We start from the raw sequence: 15,061 nt of genomic DNA, 5'->3' as shown, positions 1-15,061 counted from the left end.
AAGGAAAATTTATGAAAGTAGGTATAATCGGACTTGGCTTAATAGGTGGATCTTTGGGCCTTAGCTTGAGAGAGAATAAATTAATAGATTTAGTTTGCGGATATGATATAAACAAAGAATTTGAACAAATCGCGCTAGAGCGAAAATTAATAGATAAAATTGTTTCATTTGAAGAGTTAAAAAAATGTGATGTGATTTTTTTAGCTATCCCTGTAAGAGCTATTGTAAAAATTTTAAAAGAATTTCAAGATATTTCTAAAGATTGCACTATCATTGAGCTTGGAAGTACAAAAGAAGAAATTATTAAAAATTTACCATCTGATTTACAAAGTCAATTTATCGCAGCTCACCCTATGGCAGGAACTGAAAATAGCGGTCCAAATGCAGCTATAAAAGACTTGTATAAAAATGCAGTTTGTGTTTTATGTGATGTGCAAAATGCTGATCATATTCATCAAAAAAGGGCTATAGAAATTTTTTCAGATTTAGGAATGAAGCTTGTATTTATGGATAGTATCGCGCATGATCATCATGCTTCTATCATTTCACACTTACCGCATGTGATTAGTTTTTCCTTGGCAAATTTTGTGATGAAAGAAGAAAATAAAAAAAATATAGCCCACCTAGGAGGTCCTTCTTTTAAAGATATGTGTAGAATTGCAAAATCAAACCCTCAAATGTGGAGTGGTATTTTTGAACAAAACAAACAAAATTTATTAAATTCTATTGATTTATTTCAAAAAGAATTACAAGAGTGTAAAAAAATGATAGAAAAATGTGATATAAATGAACTTGAAGCTTGGATTAAAAGTGCAAATAAGTTAAGAGAAATTTTGTAAATTTTTTTATAATTTACCCTTAATTTGCTAAAGCATAATATATTTTTACAAAAATTATACAATGAAAGTGGAGAATATGGTTTTTACGCGTAAAAGATCAAATAAAAAATGGATTTTTCTAGTTTTTTTAATACTTTTAGCCTTTGGGGTTTTTGTGTTAAATACAAAGCTGTTTGAAAAAAATCCTCCATTAATCCAAACAAAATCAGATATTATTTATAGCAATTTAACAGATCCTATATCTATAGAAATAAGCGATGAAAGCGTTTTAAAAGATGTTAAAGTCACACTATTTAAAGCAAATGAATTAAATGGTGAAATGCTTGTTAATGAACATGTTAAAGGTAATAAAAAAAGTGTCCATTTTGATTTAAAACTACCAAAACCAGCTTATAAAGAAAATGTTGATTCTTATAAGCTTGTAATAGAAGCAAGTGATAGTAGTTTTTGGAATTTCTTTTTAGGAAATCAAGCGCTTAAAGAAGTGAAAGTTATCATTGATACCAAAAAACCATTTGTAGAAATTTTAGACAATTCTTATCAAATCGAACAAGGTGGAGTAGGTAGTGTGGTATTTAAAGCAAGTGATGAGAATTTACAAGAAGTTTATATCACAACTGATAAAGACAAAATTTTTAAAGCAACTCCTTATGTGAAAGAAGGATATTATGCTGCGTTGATTCCTTGGGAGGCAACCGATGAGCATTTTAGAGCTTATGTAGTAGCAGTAGATAAAGCAGGTAATGTAAACAAACAAAGAATTAGATATTATTTTACCAATAAAAAATACCGAGTATCTAATATAAAAGTAAGTGATAGATTTTTAGATGGAAAGATTGAATTTTTAGCACAAAAATATGCTCCAAAAGATAGAGAGTTAAGCAGGCTTGAAAAATTTAAATTTGTTAATGAGGACTTAAGAGCTTCTAATGAAGTTATCATTCATGATATTACGAGTAAAGTTCCTGATACCATGATTAATAATTTTAAAGTCAATCTTTTCAAGCCTTTAAAAAATGGCCAAAAAGTAGCTGATTATGCTGATCATAGGTTTTATTCTTATAATAATCAAGCATTTAGTAGCTCTTATCACATGGGGCTTGATTTAGCAAGTGTAAAAGAAGCGCCTATCATTAGCAATAATGATGGTGAAGTGGTATTTGTACAAGAAAATGGAATTTATGGACTAAATATTATTATTTATCATGGTTTTGGGATTTATACTCTTTATGGACATTGCACTAATGTGGATGTAAATGTGGGTGATAGAGTTAGAGCAGGTGATGTTATAGGCACTACAGGCACTACAGGCTTAGCGCTTGGAGATCATGTGCATTTTGGTGTTTTGGTGCAAGGTGTTGAAGTGCGTCCTGAGCAATGGCAAGATGCAAAATGGATAAAAGAAAATATCTATAATGTATTAGAATCAAGCAAAAAAAGAATTTTGAGTGAATAAAAATGAATCAAACAACAATAGCAAAAGAAGTTAAAGGTGTTGGTATAGGTTTGCACAAGGGTGAGCCTATTAGTATAAAATTAGAGCCATTAGAAGCTGGTAGTGGTATAGTGTTTTATAGAAGTGATTTGGGAATTTCTTATGAAGCAAAGCCTGAAAATGTCATCGATACACAAATGGCTACTGTAATAGGCGATCATAGGGGTTATGTTTCTACTATAGAACATTTAATGAGTGCGATTAATGCTTATGGTATTGATAATGTGCGTATAGTTTTAGACGCAAATGAAGCTCCTGTAATGGATGGTAGCAGTATAGGTTTTTGTATGATGCTTGAAGAAGCAGGTATAAAAGAGCTTGATGCGGCAAAAAAAATTTTAGTGATTAAAAAAAGTGTAGAAGTAAAAGAAGGCAATAAATTTGTGCGTTTAAGTCCTACGGATATGCCTATTATAAACTATACAATCGAATTTGATAATCCTATTATAGGCAAACAAAATTATTGTTTTGAATTTAGCAAACAAAACTACATAGAGCAAATAGCAAGAGCAAGAACCTTTGGGTTTTTAAAGGATGTTCAAGCTTTAAGAGCTATGAATTTAGGTCTTGGTGGAAGCCTAGAAAATGCTGTTGTGATTGATGATAATCGTATTTTAAACCCTGAAGGTTTGCGCTTTAAGGATGAATTTGTGCGTCATAAAATTTTAGACGCTATTGGGGATTTAACCTTGCTTGGATGTAGAGTTTTTGGAGATTATACTTCTTATGCAGGTTCACACAAGCTTAATCATCTTTTAACTAAAGAACTTTTAAAAGATCCTAGTATCTATGAAGTGGTAAGCTTAGAAAAAAGCACACATAAGGTTTATGAAAAGGTTTTTGCATAAAAAAGGTTACTTTGCTTTTAAATGCCATAGCAAAACCTTTAATGCTTGGTATTTATGAAAATGATTTATTGTTAAATACCATTGAAAGTGATTTAAAAGTTAGCGAGGTTTTACCAAAAATATTGCAAGAATTACTTTCACAATATGAGTTTGAAAAGCTTATTTATGTACATGGGCCAGGTTCTTACATGGGTATAAAAATTTCTTATGTTTCTTTTGAGACATTAGCCATAGTCAAAAACATTCCTTTAAAAGCAATCAGTGCTTTTGAGTTAAATAACAACACTCCTATATCTGCAAACAAACATTTATGTTTTGTAAAAAAAGACAATGGTGAAATTATTTTAGAGAAGACACAAGCAGGAAGTTTTTTTATGCCTCAAAGTTTAAAAGGTTTAAATTTAAGCAAAGAAAATACACCTTTTTATGTTTTAGATGCAATTAATTAAGGTAAAAAATGAAAATTTTAGTTCCTGCGACAAGTGCAAATTTAGGTCCTGGTTTTGATTGTTTGGGCTTGAGTTTAAAACATTTTAATCAAACTATAGTTGAAAAATCTAAATTTTTTAGTATTAACATACATGGAGAAGGTGAAAATAATATCTATCTTAAAAAAAATAATACTTTTGTTAATATTTTTTATGAAATTTATCAAAGACTTAGCGGTAAAAAAGATAATTTTCGTTTTGTTTTTCAAAATAATATCCCTTTAGCAAGAGGTATGGGAAGTTCTTCTGCTGTAATAATTGGAGCTATTGCTTGTGCTTATGAATTAAGCGGATTTAAAGCAGATAAAAATATCATTTTAAATGAAGCTTTAAAATATGAAAATCATCCAGATAACATAGCTCCAGCAGCTCTTGGAGGTTTTGTGTGTGCATTAAATCACAATCAAAAAGTCTTAGCTATAAAAAAAGAAGTAGATAAAGACTTACAAGCTGTTATAACTATACCAAATGTAGCGATGAATACTCAAAAATCAAGAACAGTTTTAGCTAAAAAAATTAATCTAGAAGATGCTGTTTTTAATCTTTGTCATGCTTCATTTTTAACTGCTTGCTTTTTAGAGAAAAAATATGATTTATTAAAATATGCAAGTTTAGATAAACTTCATCAAAATCAAAGAATGAAACTTTTACCTGAGCTTTTTGAAGTACAAAAATTAGCTTTAGATAATAATGCTCTCATGAGCACGCTTTCAGGCTCAGGTTCGAGTTTTTTCACTCTAGCTTATAAAGATGATGCTAAACAAATCAAAGAAAAAATCAAAAATAAATTTGCTAAATTTAGAGTTGAGCTTTTAGAATTTGACGATGAGGGCTTTAAAATTTGCTAAAAATTCCAAAAAAAAGATATAATTTTGAAAAACCATATACCCATTAGAATGTGCATTGTTTGCAAAGGTCGTTATGAAAAGCAAAGTTTGCATCAATTTCAAATAAAAAATTCTCAAATTATCACTAAAGTGGAATTTGGTAGGAGTTTATATATTTGTAATCCATGTTTTGAAAAAGATGAAAAAACATTGCAAAAGGCTTTTATGAGAGCTTGCAAAGGCAATTTTTATGGCAGTATAAATCAGCAGGATTTAAAGGAGATATTTTTTAATGACAGATGTAAAGATTAGCGAAATCGCTCAAGAGTTAGGATATACTAGTAAAGAAATTATAGAAAAAGCCAATGAAATAGGCTTAGAGGATATAAAATCCCCTAACAAAAAAGTATCTTCTGAAATCGCAGAAGCGATTTATCAATATGTACAATCAGGTGAAATACTAGATGTGGTAAAAAAAGTGGCAAAGCCTAAAAAAGAAAGTGCGACTAAAAAAACTACTACTAAAAAAGAAGAAAGCAAAAAAGAAGAGAAAAAAACTACTAAAAAAGAAACAAAAACTCCTGTTAAAACAACAAATGAAAAGAAAGAAGAAAGTAAAAAAGAAGAAAAGCAACCTGAAAATCCTATTAAAAATGAAGCATTAGAGGAAAAAAAAGAAGAAATTAAATTCGATGAAAAACTAGGCTCTAATTTAAATTTAGCTAAAAGAAGAGGTTTAGTTATCGTTAAAAAGAAAAAAGAAGAAAGCAAAGAAAACCAAATAAACAATGAAGAAAAATCTAATATACAAAATACTCAAGGCTTGAGCCTTAGTATGATTTTTTCAAATTCAGATGAGAATTTAAAAAGAAAGAAAAAAGAAAAGAAAAATCATCCTGCGACAAGTAAAAAAGAAAACACTACTAAAATGGATCTTTTAGGAGATAAAGACTTTGCTGATATTTCTTTAGAAGATGACGATATGGTAGTTTTACCTGATTTTAGTGTAAAAGAAAACAAACCAGCACAACCAGCAAACAAAAAACAACCAAATATCTTAAAGCAATCTTTAAATAACTCTATCAACCCATTTGGCGAGGGTGGTATACAAAGAAGAAGTCGTAAAAAACCACCTAAAAAGGTAGAGAAAAAAGAAAGTGAAGCTATAACAAGTGTAAGCATACCTAAAGAAATTCGTGTGTATGAATTTGCTGAAAAACTTGGTAAAAACACCGGAGAAGTTATCTCTAAACTTTTCATGCTTGGTATGATGACGACTAAAAATGACTTTTTAGATGAGGATGCTATAGAAATTCTTGCTGCTGAATTTGGAGTGGAGATTAATATCATTGATGAGGCTGATGAGTTTGATTATGTAAAAGATTATGATGAAAATCAAACAGAAGAAAATTTAAGCCAAAGAGCCCCGGTTATCACTATCATGGGGCATGTGGATCATGGTAAGACTTCTTTGCTTGATTATATAAGAAAATCACGTATTGCAAGTGGCGAAGCAGGTGGGATCACTCAGCATGTTGGCGCTTATATGGTGGAAAAAAATGGTAGAAAAATCACTTTTATCGATACTCCAGGCCATGAGGCATTTACTGCTATGCGTGCAAGGGGAGCTAGTATAACGGATATTGTTATTATCGTAGTAGCTGCAGATGATGGGGTAAAACCACAAACTAAAGAGGCGATCAATCATGCAAAAGCAGCTAATGTGCCTATCATCATTGCTATTAATAAAATGGATAAAGAAAACGCAAATCCTGACATGGTAAAAACCCAACTAGCAGAAATGGACATCATGCCAGTAGAATGGGGCGGAAGCCATGAATTTGTGCCAGTTTCAGCTAAAAAAGGTGATGGTATAGAGGATTTACTTGAAATTGTATTATTACAAGCTGATATTTTAGAGCTTAAAGCAAATCCAAAAGCCCATGCTAAAGCAAGTATTATAGAATCTTCAGTGCAAAAAGGTAGAGGTCCTGTGGCTACTATCATCGTGCAAAATGGTACTTTAAGAGTAGGAAATACAGTCGTAGCAGGGGAAGCTTATGGTAAAGTGCGTGCTATGAGTGATGATCAAGGCAAAGCTTTAAAAGAAATAGGTCCAGGTGAGTGCGGGGTGATCATAGGTCTTAGTGAAGTAGCCGATGCAGGAGAAACTTTAATAGCTGTAGATAGCGATAAGCAAGCAAGAGAATATGCTAATAAACGCCATGAATACAATCGTCAAAAAGAACTAAGCAAATCCACTAAAGTAAGTATAGATGAGCTTGGTGCAAAAATCAAAGAAGGTAATTTAAAAGCCCTTCCTGTGATCTTAAAAGCAGATGTGCAAGGTTCACTTGAAGCGATTAAGGCTAGTTTAGAAAAACTTAAAAACGATGAGATTAAGGTTAATATCATCCATAGTGGAGTAGGTGGGATTACTCAAAGTGATATAGAGCTTGCAAGTGCGAGTGAAAATTCTATTGTTTTAGGTTTTAATATACGCCCAACTGGTGAGATTAAAGAGCGTGCCAAAGATAAAGGCGTAGAGATAAAAACTTATAATGTTATTTACAATTTGCTTGATGATGTAAAAGCTTTACTAGGTGGTATGATGAGTCCTATTATCTCTGAAGAACAACTTGGTCAAGCTGAAATTCGTCAAGTGATCAGTGTGCCAAAATTAGGCCAAATCGCAGGTTGTATGGTGACAGAAGGCACAATCAATCGTGGCGCGAAAATCAGGCTCATTAGAGATGGGGTTGTGGTATTTGAAGGTAATGTAAGCTCGCTCAAACGCTTTAAAGATGATGTAAGAGAAGTTGCAAAAGGCTATGAATGCGGTGTAGGCATAGAAGGTTGTAATGATATGAGAGTGGGCGATTATATAGAAAGCTACAAAGAAGTTGAGGAACAAGTAAGCCTATGAACCCAGCTGAAATCAAAAAGCTACGCACAGAAAGCATTTTAAAAGAGCTTATACCAGAAGCTTTAGCAAATTTAGACAACGAAGTTTTAAAAAACTTGTGCGTAGTGGATGTAGAGTGTAAAAAAGGCAGATATGATGCTTTTGTGTATTTAGATAAAATGTTTTTTAATACCCAAGAGCAAGAAATCATACTCAATCAACTTAAAAAAGCCGCCCGTGCTTTGCAAAATTACTGCATGAGTGAGCAAGGGTGGTATAGATGTCCGAATTTTCACTTTAAATTTGATGATAGATTAGAGTATCAAAATCATATGGATGCTTTATTTGAAAAAATCAAAAAGGAACAAAATGAATCTTGAAGCACTTTGTAAAGAAGCAGGACTTAGCTTTTATGATGATGAGCTAACAAGTGAAAATAGTAGAAAGATTTATAGAATTTATGTGCAAAAAGAAGGTGGAGTAAATCTTGATGATTGTGCTAGGCTTAGTGAGATTTTATCGCCTATTTTTGATGTAGAGCCACCTGTGAGTGGGGAGTATTTTTTAGAAGTATCAAGCTGTGGGCTTGAAAGAAAACTTAGTAAAATCGAGCATTTTGCAAAAAGCATTAATGAACTTGTAAAAGTCACCACTAGTGAAAAAGAAAAAATCGAAGCAAAAATCATCGCTGTAAATGATAAAAATATCACTTTAGAAAATTTAGAAACTCAAGAAAAGACTACTATAAATTTTAGTGACATAAAAAAAGCTAAAACCTTCATACAATGGTAAAAAATTTAGAATTCTAAATTTTTACCTATCTTTTATATAATTAAAGTTTAATATAAAGTAAAAATATATATAATATAGTTAGATCCATTTTATAATATTGGATAATAGTTTTAAAAACTATTAAAAATAAAGGATATGTTATGATTGCATTGCCATCTGATGATAAAAATAAGTTTAAAAAGTATTTAGTAGACTTTTTTCATAACGCTTATGGCGGTACTAAGTTATCTTCTAAGGACGAAATAATTAATTTTGATTTTCTAAAAAACTATGGTTTTTATGTAAAATTAAGTTATGGACAAGGAACTGTATCTAAAATTCCTTGGATTATATTTGTAAGAATGGATACGCAAGAGTATAAGGCATCTTATGGTGTTTATGTGTATTGCGGCATAAAGCGAGAAAATGGAGAAATCATAGTTTGTATCGGAGAGAGCGAGGATGTAATAATTAACTATACTGCAAAAAATAAAGTTGACGAATATAATACAAAGTTCAATAATGTGGCTTTTAATTATCTAAATTTAAATAATGATATTGAAGTGATTGTTGATAAAATCATAGAAAATATGCAATGGTTTGCAAAGTTGCCATTAAATGAAATTCAAGATAGAAATGCTTTATCTATAAGCAATAATAAAGAAATAAGAAATAATGGAAATGAAATATTAAGTAAAAAAGAAAATCAAAATCCGCCTTTAAATCAAATTCTTTATGGACCTCCAGGGACAGGAAAAACTTATCATACGATAGATAAAGCTTTAGAGATTATATCAAATGAAGAAAAAATACAAATTCCAAGCGAAGATGATAGGGTAAATAGAAAAAAATTATTTGATGAGTATGTAGAAAAAGGGCAAATAGTTTTTACTACTTTCCATCAAAGCTATGGGTATGAAGAATTTATAGAAGGTATAAAACCTCGCATAGATAGAGAAAATTCTAAGGAAGTAGAATACGAAATAAAAGATGGAATTTTTAAAGAACTTTGTAAAAAAGCTTTGGATAAAAAAAGAAAAATTATAAATAATGAAGATATATCTATTGATAAAAATTCAAAAGTTTGGAAAATTTCTTTAGGAGCTAATGCTTCATTAAGAGATGAGTGTTTTGAAAAAAATAAAATTTGTATAGGTTGGAATGATATTCCAAAAAATAAAGATGAGCGTTTTTTAAATTTAGGTTCAAATAATAAAAATAGTATAATAAGTTTTGTGGATTATATGCAAATAGGGGATTTGGTATGTGTTTTTAATACTTCAACAACTATAAAAGGTATTGGAGTTATTACAAGCGATGTTAAATATAATGAAGATGAAGAATATCAAACATATAGAGAAGTTAGTTGGATTTCTCAAGATGATGAAATAAACATTCTTGATTTAAATAGTGATAAAATTTTAGTACAAAAAACTGTTTATGGGTTATATAGAATTAGCCCTAATGATTTATTAGAAAAGATAAAGTCAAGCAATCTTAATGAGGCGAAAGATAATCTTAATGATTTAAAGATTGTAGAAGATAATACAAAAAAGAATTTTATAATCATCATAGATGAGATTAATCGTGGTAATGTAAGTAAAATTTTTGGTGAGCTTATAACCTTGATAGAACCTAGTAAAAGGATAGGTGAAAAAGAAGAGTTGAGAGCAAGATTGCCTTATAGCGGTGAAGAATTTGGAGTGCCTAAGAATGTTTATATCATAGGTACTATGAATACAGCCGATAGAAGTATAACTTCACTTGATACAGCTTTGCGAAGACGCTTTGAATTTATCGAGATGATGCCTAAACCTAATTTGCTTTATAATATATTTGTGTGTAAAAATGTTGAAAATCCAAATAAAGATGAAGATTATTTGGGTGATGATCGTAAAACAGAAGGCGATGCAGAAATACTTCAAAAAATCTTGATAAGTATAAACAAGAGAATTGAGTTTTTATTAGATAGAGAAAAAACAATAGGACATGCATTTTTTATAAGTGAAGCTGTTAAATTTGATAAAAATAATTGGATCAAACCAGGTAAATATAAAGAAGATTGGTATGTTTTGAGTATTTCAAAATTAAAAAGTATTTTTCAAAATAAAATTATCCCGCTATTGCAAGAGTATTTTTACAATGATTATGCTTTGATAAATGCAGTTTTAAATGATAATGGTATGATTTTTGAAGATAAAAAAGATGATAAATATCTTCAAAAAAAGAATTTATATAATGTTGATAATGAGAGAAATATTTATACTATCGCTCCATTTGATGATGAAATTTGGAACGATATAAAAACATATCAAGCAATATATGATGATAAAATAACAAATAAAACAAAAAACGAAAATGAATAACACCTTTTCTATCATCGAATACCAAGATTTTTCTAAAGAAGATTTAAAAGAAATTTTCAAAGAAAAAGCTGAAATATTTTATAAAGAGCTAGAAGACTTCGCAAAAAATAATGAAAGTCTTCTAGGCTTTAAAAGTAAAAACGCCTTAAAAGCTAAAAATTATGTCGGCATTATACAGACTAAAAGCGGTGTTTTAGAAATTTTGCCAAAATGCACAAATTTGGATAGCTATAAAGAAAAAAAAGATAAATCTTTGAAAGTTTCAAAGAGCAAGTTAAATTATGCCTATACAATAAGCAATGGTAATAAATTATATACTAATTTTAGCTATTTTCAAGAATATAAAATTGTGAAAAACATTAAAATAAAAAAATGGTATAGTATAAAAGAGATAAATTTCAACCCCAAAAATCTTTTAATTAACATGCTAACAACCTTAAAAAATTTCCCTTTTAAAAAATCTCAAATTTCATCTTTACAAATTGCTAAAATGCCTTTGTTTGAAGTATTTATCACGATGTTTTTAGATGAATTTGATAGTGTGTATAAAAAAGGTTTGATGAGATCTTATGTAAGTAGCGAAGAAAACAGAACTTTTTTAAAAGGAAAATTACTTTTTAACGAGCATATAAAATCAAATTTAATACACAAAGAAAGATTTTTCACAAGTAGTGATGAATTTGTTTTAGACATAGCGCCAAATCGCTTGATAAAATCAACCCTAAATTTTTTAAAATCCAAAACAAGCTTGAATAAATTTAAAATCATCAAAGCTATGCAAATGCTTGATGAGGTAGAATTTTCTATAAATTATGAAAAAGATTTTAACTTTAAAATTTCAAGACATTTTGATTATTATGAAAATATACTTTCTTGGTGTAAGATATTTTTACAAAATAAAACTTTTGCTCAATATAAAGGCAAAAACGAAGCCTTTGCTTTACTTTTTCCTATGGAAAAACTTTTTGAAAACTATGTAGCTTATATGTTTAAACTTGCTAATCCTAGTGAAAATGTAAAAACTCAAAGCAGTGGAAAGTATTTAATCTCAAAAAATGATGAAAAGTGTTTTATGTTAAAGCCTGATTTATATATAGAAAATAAAATGATCTTAGATACTAAATGGAAAATTCCAGATGATAATGAAGATGAGAAAAAGCATGGCATATCGCAAAGCGATTTGTATCAAATGTTTGCTTATACAAATAAATACGAGATAAAGGAAATTTATCTTATTTATCCTCTATGTGAGAGAACTTTTAACTTAAGAGAGAAGTTAAAAACTAAAGATATTAAGTTTTTAGCACAAGGTTTTTTAAAAGCTTGCGATGAACATGTAAAGCTTAAGGTATTTTTTGCACCTTTACCTTTTTAGGAAGTAACATGAATCATGAATTTTATATGAATTTAGCCATAGATGAAGCTTGGAAATATCAGCTTTTAACCTACCCAAATCCAACTGTAGGCTGTGTGATCTTAGATAAAAATGGTAAAATTTTAAGCATAGAAGCACACAAAGAAGCAGGTAAGGCTCATGCAGAACTTGAAGCAGTAAGCAAAGCCTTGAAAGTGCTTAATCCAAATTTAGATTTACCCCAAAATGCAAACGATTTGCATGAGTTTATTTGTCAAAATCATCAGGGGTTGTTAAAAGGTGCTAGTACTTATGTGAGCTTAGAGCCTTGTAATCATCAGGGTAAAACCCCACCTTGTGCGAAACTTTTTAGCACGCTTGGCTTTAGCGAAGTTTTTATCGCCACTAAAGATGAGCATAAACTCGCAAGTGGTGGAGCAGAGTTTTTAAAAGATCAAAGCATAAAAGTTCACATGGGAATTTGTGAACAAAGAGCTAAAGAGCTTTTAAAGCCTTTTTTAAAATGGCAAAAATCAAGTTTTAAATTTTTTAAACTAGCCCTTTCTTTGAATGGTTCTGCTTATGGTAAAATCGTAAGTTCTAAAGCAAGTAGAACCTATGCCCATACATTGCGTTCAAAGCTTGATTTGCTTGTAGTGGGTGGAGAAACTATAAGACATGATAGGCCTATTTTGGATGCAAGGTTAGCTCAAACTAAAGCGCCAAATTTATGCATACTAAGCCATCAAAATTTAGAAAGTTTTGATCCAAACATTCCTTTATTTAACGTAGCTGAAAGAGAAATTTTTACAAGCATTCCTAGCAAAGCAAAGCTCATCATGTATGAGGGTGGGGAGAATTTTTTAAAAGCCTTTAAAGATGAGTTAGATATGCTTTTGATTTTTTCAAGCTCGAATTTAAATACTCTTGAAAATGTTAAGTTAGATTTAAAGCTAAAGCCTTTATATAAAGGCTTTTTAGAAAATGATACTTATGGATTTTATGAGATTATTAAATCTTAGTAGATTTTTTGTGAGCTTACTTGTGTGAAAAATTGTGTCAAAGTGTTAGCAAAAAAGCTAGCACTTTGCTCTTCTAATCGTTTTAAAAACTTATCTATGGCATCTTCTTTTTGCCAGATAGGGTTTTGTACTTTAGCTAGTTTTTCTACTTCTTTTTTGGCTTGCTCGTAATTGCCTATTTTATCAATGAGTTTTAATTTTAAAGCCTCATTAGCTAAAAATACTTTCGCATCAGCCCATGAGCTTGTTTGGTTTAAGTCTAGCTTGCGATTTTTAGCGACAAATTGTGTGAAAAGTTCATAGCTTTGATTGGCTAAATTTTGCAAAAAGTCTTTTTCATCTTCGCTCCATTTACGCATGAAAGTTCCTGCTTCTTTATAACTTCCTGCTTTGATAGTTTGCTCATTTATGCCAAGTTTTTGTGCAAGATTGCTTACTTCAAAGCCTTGCATGATTACCCCAATAGATCCTACAAAGCTAGCAGGATTAGCGATGATCATATCAGCTCCTACTGCACTTAAGTAGCTTCCACTTGCTATAGTTCCACCTGCATAGACTACCACAGGCTTTTTAGCTTTAAGATCTTGTATAGCTAAAGCTATTTCCATGCTTGGTGCAAAAGCTCCCCCAGGGCTATCTATAAAAAGCAAAACTCCTTTTATAGCTTTATCGTCTTTGGCTTTGTAAATTTGTTCTAAAAGATTGCTCGCATCGCTAATTTCGCCTTTAAGATTAATTTGAGCTAGGTTTGCATTAGAAAGTTTGGCATTATCCCCGCTTGGAGTAAGGATTAAAAACACGATAAATAAAAACACAAAGGTTTTAAAATAAGTGTTGATATAAGAAATGGTTTTTCCAATTCCTTTAAAAAATGATTTTATAATCTGCATTCTTTTCCTTTTTAAGTTGTTTAATCAAAAATTAAATCCAAAATTTGACACCAAATTAACATTATATTGATTTTTATAAATTTCATTTAATAATTTTATATCAAAAAAGAATGTTTTATTTGGTTTGAAATTTAGTCCAAGGTTAATGTTGAGTAAGTTAGTATCTAAATCATAGTATTGTTTAAATTTTTGATTTTTAAAATCAATAAAATTTGCATTGTTGCCTATCTTTTTTCCTGTTAATCTTTTTTCATACAATATAGAACCTGTTATAGTATTTTTATTTTCATCTAAATTTGGTAATACATAAGAAGAAGTAATCCCTAAAACTAAAGATGTGCTGTTGTGTTTTATGCTATCGTAAGATTTTGAAAAAATTCCACCGCTTTCACTAAATGCATTTTGTTGAAAATAATTGTAATTAAAATATATCAAAGGAGTTAAATTTAAATTTTTATTATAACTAAATTCTTTTGCTACACCTAATTGGGTAGAAGTTATCAATCCATTATATGTTCCTTTTAAAGTATCTGAATTTAGTATATATCTTTGCATGTTGCTTGAGTATAATCCTATGCCAATACCGCTTAAAATTTTAAAATTTTCTAAATTCAAAATATAATTGCTTGATAAATTTGCGTTTTTTGTTTTGATATTAGATGTTGAAAAATCAACATTAGAATATGAAGTACTTAAATGCGTTGCGAACATTGAAGAATTAATTTCTTTTCCTACGCTAAGATTGAGTCCATAGGAGCTTCCATGAAAATCATTACCATATATTTTTTTAAAACTAGGTCCCATTTGGAAGATATATGTTTGATTATCATAAAAATTAAAATTGGCTACATCACTTTGATATAATAAATTTGTCGGATAAGTATTACTAGCTAATCTAATATCCTCCATAGGTGTATTTATGAAAGTTGGATTAAGAGTCGAGAGCATGTTATTTTGTCCGAAATTACTGTAGGTGTTTAATAATTGGATTGAATTGGATAAATAATCATTTGATTCCAAGCTTTTTAGACTACTTTGAACGATTTTTTTATCTGCATTATCTAGTAAAATAAAATAATTTTTATAGTTTTCATTTAAGTTATCCATCATTCTAATGCTTCTTAATGCTTGTCCTATAGTGCTATTTTGAGTATTATACGCATTGTTTTTTATAATAGGCTTGACTATTATTTGAGAGTTATCATGTTCAGGTTTTGGTTCAGGTTTTGGTTCAGGTTTTGGTTCAGGTTTTGGTT

14 protein-coding genes are annotated in these 15,061 nt (G+C 29.8%); 12 read left to right on the top strand and 2 right to left on the bottom strand.

The window, feature by feature from the left end; all coding sequences use genetic code 11:
* The first annotated feature begins 11 nt into the window (after positions 1-11).
* From L8W69_RS07265 to ribD, 12 genes are all read left to right on the top strand, one after another.
* The gene (locus L8W69_RS07265) at positions 12-839 is read left to right on the top strand and encodes a prephenate dehydrogenase (protein WP_263659726.1); all 828 of its coding nucleotides are present in this window, start codon (positions 12-14) and stop codon (positions 837-839) included.
* 76 nt (positions 840-915) lie between these two features.
* Positions 916-2,295 carry a M23 family metallopeptidase gene (locus tag L8W69_RS07260; protein ID WP_220566490.1) on the top strand — a complete coding sequence of 460 codons (1,380 nt, stop codon included), beginning with the start codon at positions 916-918 and terminating at the stop codon, positions 2,293-2,295.
* Positions 2,296-2,297: 2 nt separating this feature from the next.
* Complete coding sequence (gene lpxC, locus L8W69_RS07255) at positions 2,298-3,182, top strand: UDP-3-O-acyl-N-acetylglucosamine deacetylase (RefSeq protein ID WP_263661928.1); 885 nt, start codon at positions 2,298-2,300, stop codon at positions 3,180-3,182.
* 41 nt (positions 3,183-3,223) lie between these two features.
* Positions 3,224-3,631 carry a tRNA threonylcarbamoyladenosine biosynthesis protein TsaB gene (locus L8W69_RS07250; RefSeq protein ID WP_165955275.1) on the top strand — a complete coding sequence of 136 codons (408 nt, stop codon included), beginning with the start codon at positions 3,224-3,226 and terminating at the stop codon, positions 3,629-3,631.
* 8 nt (positions 3,632-3,639) lie between these two features.
* A complete protein-coding gene (thrB, locus tag L8W69_RS07245) occupies positions 3,640-4,518 on the top strand; it encodes a homoserine kinase (RefSeq protein ID WP_133319641.1) in 879 nt (292 codons plus the stop codon).
* Positions 4,519-4,542: 24 nt separating this feature from the next.
* Positions 4,543-4,809: a DUF448 domain-containing protein gene (locus L8W69_RS07240; RefSeq protein ID WP_133319640.1), complete on the top strand. Its 267-nt coding sequence runs from the start codon at positions 4,543-4,545 to the stop codon at positions 4,807-4,809.
* Positions 4,790-7,423: a translation initiation factor IF-2 gene (infB, locus tag L8W69_RS07235; protein WP_263661926.1), complete on the top strand. Its 2,634-nt coding sequence runs from the start codon at positions 4,790-4,792 to the stop codon at positions 7,421-7,423. Before L8W69_RS07240 ends, infB begins: the two co-directional genes overlap by 20 nt.
* The gene (gene rbfA, locus L8W69_RS07230) at positions 7,420-7,782 is read left to right on the top strand and encodes a 30S ribosome-binding factor RbfA (RefSeq protein ID WP_149061987.1); all 363 of its coding nucleotides are present in this window, start codon (positions 7,420-7,422) and stop codon (positions 7,780-7,782) included. Before infB ends, rbfA begins: the two co-directional genes overlap by 4 nt.
* Positions 7,772-8,194, top strand: a complete 423-nt coding sequence (rimP, locus tag L8W69_RS07225) for a ribosome maturation factor RimP (protein ID WP_263661925.1) — start codon at positions 7,772-7,774, stop codon at positions 8,192-8,194. Before rbfA ends, rimP begins: the two co-directional genes overlap by 11 nt.
* 140 nt (positions 8,195-8,334) lie before the next feature.
* Entirely contained in the window at positions 8,335-10,539 is a 2,205-nt protein-coding gene (locus L8W69_RS07220) for an AAA family ATPase (RefSeq protein WP_263666797.1), read from the top strand.
* The gene (locus tag L8W69_RS07215) at positions 10,532-11,914 is read left to right on the top strand and encodes an McrC family protein (RefSeq protein WP_263666796.1); all 1,383 of its coding nucleotides are present in this window, start codon (positions 10,532-10,534) and stop codon (positions 11,912-11,914) included. Before L8W69_RS07220 ends, L8W69_RS07215 begins: the two co-directional genes overlap by 8 nt.
* 8 nt (positions 11,915-11,922) lie before the next feature.
* Positions 11,923-12,915, top strand: coding sequence for a bifunctional diaminohydroxyphosphoribosylaminopyrimidine deaminase/5-amino-6-(5-phosphoribosylamino)uracil reductase RibD (ribD, locus tag L8W69_RS07210; protein WP_263666795.1), 993 nt, complete (start codon positions 11,923-11,925; stop codon positions 12,913-12,915).
* Here the strand turns inward: ribD and sppA are convergent.
* Positions 12,912-13,805 carry a signal peptide peptidase SppA gene (sppA, locus tag L8W69_RS07205; RefSeq protein WP_263661920.1) on the bottom strand — a complete coding sequence of 298 codons (894 nt, stop codon included), beginning with the start codon at positions 13,803-13,805 and terminating at the stop codon, positions 12,912-12,914. The genes ribD and sppA overlap by 4 nt on opposite strands.
* A 24-nt stretch (positions 13,806-13,829) precedes the next feature.
* Positions 13,830-15,061 (bottom strand): autotransporter outer membrane beta-barrel domain-containing protein (locus tag L8W69_RS07200; protein WP_263666794.1); only part of this gene is annotated, 1,232 nt, incomplete at its 5' end.

Origin of the sequence: Campylobacter sp. CNRCH_2016_3089 (assembly GCF_025772505.1) — a bacterium.
In the GTDB taxonomy this organism is placed as follows: Bacteria; Campylobacterota; Campylobacteria; order Campylobacterales; family Campylobacteraceae; genus Campylobacter_D; species Campylobacter_D lari_D.
The sequence above is the reverse complement of the archived record's forward strand: the minus strand, read 5'-3'. Positions and strand labels throughout refer to the sequence as shown.

Coding starts and splice junctions, on each gene's coding strand:
- rbfA (WP_149061987.1), top strand. CDS start 7,420: ATGAACCCAGCTGAAATCAAAAAGCTACGCACAGAAAGCATTTTAAAA.
- lpxC (WP_263661928.1), top strand. CDS start 2,298: ATGAATCAAACAACAATAGCAAAAGAAGTTAAAGGTGTTGGTATAGGT.
- sppA (WP_263661920.1), bottom strand. CDS start 13,805: ATGCAGATTATAAAATCATTTTTTAAAGGAATTGGAAAAACCATTTCT.
- thrB (WP_133319641.1), top strand. CDS start 3,640: ATGAAAATTTTAGTTCCTGCGACAAGTGCAAATTTAGGTCCTGGTTTT.
- L8W69_RS07220 (WP_263666797.1), top strand. CDS start 8,335: ATGATTGCATTGCCATCTGATGATAAAAATAAGTTTAAAAAGTATTTA.
- infB (WP_263661926.1), top strand. CDS start 4,790: ATGACAGATGTAAAGATTAGCGAAATCGCTCAAGAGTTAGGATATACT.
- L8W69_RS07260 (WP_220566490.1), top strand. CDS start 916: ATGGTTTTTACGCGTAAAAGATCAAATAAAAAATGGATTTTTCTAGTT.
- rimP (WP_263661925.1), top strand. CDS start 7,772: ATGAATCTTGAAGCACTTTGTAAAGAAGCAGGACTTAGCTTTTATGAT.
- ribD (WP_263666795.1), top strand. CDS start 11,923: ATGAATCATGAATTTTATATGAATTTAGCCATAGATGAAGCTTGGAAA.
- L8W69_RS07215 (WP_263666796.1), top strand. CDS start 10,532: ATGAATAACACCTTTTCTATCATCGAATACCAAGATTTTTCTAAAGAA.
- L8W69_RS07265 (WP_263659726.1), top strand. CDS start 12: ATGAAAGTAGGTATAATCGGACTTGGCTTAATAGGTGGATCTTTGGGC.
- L8W69_RS07250 (WP_165955275.1), top strand. CDS start 3,224: ATGCTTGGTATTTATGAAAATGATTTATTGTTAAATACCATTGAAAGT.